The sequence below is a fragment of the Propionivibrio sp. genome, assembly GCF_017995515.1.
Lineage (GTDB): Bacteria > Pseudomonadota > Gammaproteobacteria > Burkholderiales > Rhodocyclaceae > Propionivibrio.
On the sequence record NZ_JAGOIT010000159.1, the window covers coordinates 1 to 5,107 of the forward strand.

Here is a 5,107-nt window from a genome sequence, read left to right on the forward strand (position 1 = left end):
GATCATGGCGACGGCGCTGTCGAGATGGAGTTGGGCGCCAGGTATTCCGCGACGTCGGTCGAGAAAGCCTGGCGCGCCGGCCTTACTGCTCTTTGCGCGTCACGGCGCGGTGGCCGATGTCGCGGCGGTACTGCATGCCGTCGAAGTGGATGCCGAGGATCGCCTCGTAAGCGTGCTTCTGCGCTAGCTTGACGTTGTCGCCGAGCGCGGTGACACAGAGCACGCGACCGCCGGCGGTGACGACCTTGCCGTCCTTCTCCTCGGTCCCCGCGTGGAAGACCTTGACCGTCTCGCTCTCGGCCGGCAGTCCGCTGATGACGTCGCCCTTGCGCGGCGTCTCCGGGTAATTGGCGGCGGCGAGCACGACGCCGAGCGCAATGCGGCGGTCCCACTCGGCCTCGATCTGATCGAGTTTGCCGCTGACCGCGTGTTCGAGCAGTTCGAGCAGGTCGGACTTCAGGCGCATCATGATCGGCTGCGTCTCCGGGTCGCCCATGCGGCAGTTGAACTCGACGACCTTCACCGAGCCGTCCTTGCCGATCATCAGCCCGGCGTAGAGGAAGCCGGTGTACGGGATGCCGTCGGCGGCCATGCCGCGCACGGTGGGCAGGATGACCTCGCGCATCGCCTTGGCGTGGATCGCCGGCGTGACGACCGGTGCCGGCGAGTACGCGCCCATGCCGCCAGTGTTGGGGCCGGTGTCGCCGTCGAAGATGCGCTTGTGGTCCTGGCTGGAGGCCAGCGCCAGCACGTTCTTTCCATCGACCATGACGATGAAGCTGGCCTCCTCGCCGTCGAGGAAGTCCTCGATGACGACACGCGATCCAGCTTCGCCCATTTTGTTGCCGGCCAGCATGTCGTCGATCGCGGCGTGCGCTTCGTCGAGCGTCATGGCGACGACGACGCCCTTGCCGGCGGCGAGACCGTCGGCCTTGATGACGATCGGCGCGCCCTTGCCATCAACGTAGGCGTGTGCAGCGGCGGTGTCGGAGAAGGTCTCGAAGGCAGCGGTCGGGATCTTGTGCCGCGCCATGAAGCGCTTGGCAAAGTCCTTCGAACTTTCGAGTTGCGCGGCTTCCCTGGTCGGGCCAAAGACCTTCAGCCCGCGCGCGCGGAAGACGTTGACCACGCCGGCAGCGAGCGGTGCTTCCGGGCCGACGACGGTCAGGTGGATCTTCTCCTTCTCCGCGAAGTCGGCGAGCGCCTGCGGGTCGGTGATGGCCAGATTTTCCAGCTCCGGCTCGCGCGCCGTGCCGGCGTTGCCGGGAGCGACGTAGATCTTCTGCACGCCGGAAGTCTTGGCCAGACGCCAGGCCAGCGCGTGTTCGCGTCCGCCGGAACCGATTACAAGTAACTTCATTTTCTAGAACCTTTCACCACAGAGGCACAGAGACACAGAAGCAAGCAGGGTACCGATCACTATCGCTTTCGTCTGGTGTTCTCTGTGCCTCTGTGTCTCCGTGTTTATGGTTTGAACTTAGTGGCGGAAGTGGCGCGCGCCGGTAAAGACCATGGCGATGCCATGCTCGTCGGCCGCGGCGATGACTTCCTCGTCGCGCATCGAGCCGCCCGGCTGGATCACCGCCTTGGCCCCTGCTTCGGCGAGCACGTCGAGGCCGTCGCGGAACGGGAAGAAGGCGTCCGAGGCGACGACCGAGCCGGCGAGCGACAGGCCGGCGGCCTGCGCCTTGATGCTGGCGATCTTGGTTGAGTCGACACGGCTCATCTGGCCAGCACCGACGCCGAGCGTCATGCCGCCGCCGCAGAAGACGATGGCGTTGGACTTGACGAACTTGGCGACGCGTTCGGCGAAGAGCAGGTCTTCAATCTGTTGCGCCGTCGGCTGCGCCTTGGTGACGACCTTGAGGCCGGAAGCCTGCGCGGTGAAGTCGTCGGCCGTCTGCACCAGCAGGCCGCCGCCGACGCGCTTCAGCTCCAGCTTGTTCAGGTCGCCGCCGAGCGGAACGACGAGGACGCGCAGGTTCTGCTTGGCCGCCAGCGCCGCCTTGGCTTCGGCCGTGTAGGACGGGGCGATCAGGACTTCGACGAAGTGCTTGCGCGCGTTCATCGCGTTGACCAGGTCCATGCCGACTTCGCCGTTGAAGGCGATGATGCCGCCGAAGGCCGAGGTTGAGTCGGTCTGGAAGGCCTTTTCGTAGGCGCCGAGCAGTGTGCCGTCGATGGCCACGCCGCACGGGTTGGCGTGCTTGATGATGACGCAGGCCGGCGCGCTGAACGTCTTGACGCATTCCCAAGCGGCATCGGCGTCGGCGATGTTGTTGTAGGAGAGTTCCTTGCCCTGCAACTGCGAATAGGCGGCGATGCTGCCCGGCAACGGGAGCGGGTCGCGGTAGAACGCGGCGGACTGGTGCGAGTTCTCGCCGTAGCGCAGCGTCTCGACACGGTCGAAGGCGAGTTGCAGCTTGGCCGGGAAAATCGAGGGCGCCGGCGCCGCTTCTTCCGGCTTCGCTTCAACGCCGTCGTCGAGGCCGGTCAGCCAGTTGGCGATCATGCTGTCGTAGCGTGCGGTATGGGTGAAGGCCTTCTTCGCCAGATTGAAGCGCGTCTTCAGCGAGAGCGCGCCGCCGTGGCTCGCCATTTCTTCGAGCAGCGCCGCGTAATCTTCCGGGTCGGTGACGATGGCGACGCCAGCGTAGTTCTTGGCTGACGAGCGGACCATCGCCGGGCCGCCGATGTCGATGTTCTCGATCGCGTCGGCGAGCGTCACGCCGGACTTGGCGATCGTCGCGGCGAACGGGTAGAGGTTCACGCAGACGAGGTCGATCGTCGGAATGCCGTGCTGTTCGATCGTCGCCAGATGCTCGGGCAGGTCGCGCCGGGCGAGGATGCCGCCATGCACTTTCGGATGCAGCGTCTTGACGCGTCCGTCGAGCATTTCCGGGAAACCGGTGTAGTCGCCGATCTCGGTCACGGCGAGGCCGGCGTCGCGCAGCAGTTTTGCGGTGCCGCCGGTGGACAGGAGCTTCACGCCCTGGGCGGCAAGGCCCTGGGCGAATTCAAGCGCACCACGTTTGTCGGAGAGGCTGATCAGGGCTTGGCGAATTTTCATTGGCGGGTCTTTACAGGGTCAGTAGAAAATCGGTGGATCAGAAAACGGTGATGCGCTACGGTGCGCAGCTCAGGCGAGATTGTGTTCCACGAGCTTCTTGCGCAGCGTGTTGCGGTTGATGCCGAGCATCTCGGAGGCCAGCGTCTGGTTGCCGCCGGCCTGCGCCATGACGACTTCGAGCATCGGGCGCTCGACGCTCTTGAGCACCATGTCGTAGACCGACGCCGGCTTTTCGCCGTCCAGATCGTCAAAGTAGGTTCGCAGTGCGCCGTATACGCACGCCGAGATGTCGTGTTGCTTTTTCATGCGGCTATGTCCTCTCCGTCATTGTTGTTGTCTTCAGGCATGTAGTTCAGGTGTTCGTTGTGTTCGGCCAGGCCAAAGAAGAAGTCGTTGACCGCGCGCCGTTGCTGCACGATGTCCGGCAACTGGTTCATCGCGTGGCGGAACGCCGCCGAGCCGACCAGGCCCTTGGTGTACCAGGAGATGTGCTTGCGCGCCACGCGCACCCCGGTCTCGGTGCCGTAGAAGTCGTAGAGGTCTTCCAGGTGCGCGAGCAGGATCTCGTGGATCTCGGCGACCCGCGGTGGCATCAGGTGCGTGCCGGTCTTCAGATAGTGTTCTATCTCGCGGAACAGCCACGGCCGGCCCTGCGCCGCGCGGCCGATCATCAGCGCGTCGGCGCCAGTGGCTTCCTGCACGTGCTTCGCTTTTTCCGGCGAGGTGATGTCCCCGTTGGCGATGATCGGGATACGCGCCTCGGCCTTCACCGCCGCGATCGTCTCGTACTCGGCGTGGCCGGTGTAGCCGCAGGCGCGTGTGCGCCCGTGCATGGCCAGTGCGCGGATGCCCGACTGCTCGGCGATCTTCAGGATGGTGAGCGCGTTGCGGTTGGTTTTGTCCCAGCCGGTACGAATCTTCAGCGTCACCGGTGTTTCCGGCACCGCCTTGACCACGGCTTCGAGGATGCGGCCGACCAGCGGCTCGTCCTTCAACAGCGCCGAGCCGGCCATCACGTTGCAGATCTTCTTCGCCGGGCAGCCCATGTTGATGTCGATGATCTGCGCCCCGCGCGCGACATTGTGCCGCGCCGCCTCGGCCATCATCTCGGGAATCGAACCGGCGATCTGCACCGAGATCGGCTCCACCTCGCCATCGTGGTTCGCCCGCCGCTGCGTCTTGGCGCTGCCGTAGAGCAGCGAATTCGACGTCACCATCTCCGAAACCGCCAGCCCCGCGCCCATCTTCTTGCACAACTGGCGAAACGGACGGTCCGTCACCCCTGCCATCGGTGCGACGAACAGATTGTTGCGGAGCGTGAAACCAAGAAATTCCATAGGAGCAGCCGGCCGTGCGGGGGGCAGGGGAAGGGGCGGATTCTACCCTGAAATCTGCCTAAAAAATAGTCAGTTTTTGGCGCGGGAGATGAGCGTTTCGGGTTGTGATATCTGGCGGAGGATTCACGTCGCCGGTGACGTGATCGATGCACCACCTGGAGAGCCGGGGTGTCGCCGGATCGAGGATTCAGTCCGCGCATTCAAGCACGGAATTGTGCTGCCGACGAATTTCCGCCTGCCCTCCCAACGGGTTCAAGGTCGATCTCGACAATCAACCTCTTACCATGACCTCCCACACCTTTCTACTGCGCATCGTCCCGTGTCCGCCCCAACCGGACAAGCCCCGGCCGGCCTTTCTTTGTCCCTGCTGCGGCAAACCGATGCAGGTCATCCGGCGACGCATCAGGCCAACGGAGGTAAAACGACGAGAAACCGGACCGGCCCCGGAGACGGCCATGTAAGCCACGCCGCCCGGCAAGACGGCGCGCCGCCCAGCGCCACGCCCGCGCTCGGCCGGAAAACGGGGTAAAACACGCCGCCGAGCACAGAAATCGCCTGATCCTTCAGGTCAGCGCGCAAATTCCGGCGCTATCCGGTGAAAGACCCGAACCTCCAGCCCGCTTCCCGGGCTAACCACAAAAAGCTGTTTCCAGAGAATCCGAACCGGGCTTGTTCAACAACCGGTTCATGTCGCGGCTCG

General features: G+C 64.5%; 4 protein-coding genes. All 4 read right to left on the reverse strand.

The genetic code is table 11. The features are described 5' to 3' along the window. Positions 1-82: 82 nt before the first annotated feature. The 4 genes from purD to dusB all read right to left on the reverse strand — a co-directional run bounded on the left by purD (position 83) and on the right by dusB (position 4,407). Positions 83-1,360, reverse strand: a complete 1,278-nt coding sequence (purD, locus tag KBA32_RS16400) for a phosphoribosylamine--glycine ligase (protein ID WP_294361277.1) — start codon at positions 1,358-1,360, stop codon at positions 83-85. A gap of 117 nt (positions 1,361-1,477) precedes the next feature. Beyond that, on the reverse strand, positions 1,478-3,070 hold the full coding sequence (purH, locus tag KBA32_RS16405; protein WP_294361278.1) for a bifunctional phosphoribosylaminoimidazolecarboxamide formyltransferase/IMP cyclohydrolase: 1,593 nt from the start codon (positions 3,068-3,070) through the stop codon (positions 1,478-1,480). Between the two features lie 69 nt (positions 3,071-3,139). Next, positions 3,140-3,376, reverse strand: a complete 237-nt coding sequence (locus KBA32_RS16410; RefSeq protein WP_294361280.1) for a Fis family transcriptional regulator — start codon at positions 3,374-3,376, stop codon at positions 3,140-3,142. Continuing rightward, entirely contained in the window at positions 3,373-4,407 is a 1,035-nt protein-coding gene (gene dusB, locus KBA32_RS16415) for a tRNA dihydrouridine synthase DusB (protein WP_294361282.1), read from the reverse strand. Before dusB ends, KBA32_RS16410 begins: the two co-directional genes overlap by 4 nt. Between the last annotated feature and the right edge of the window lie 700 nt (positions 4,408-5,107).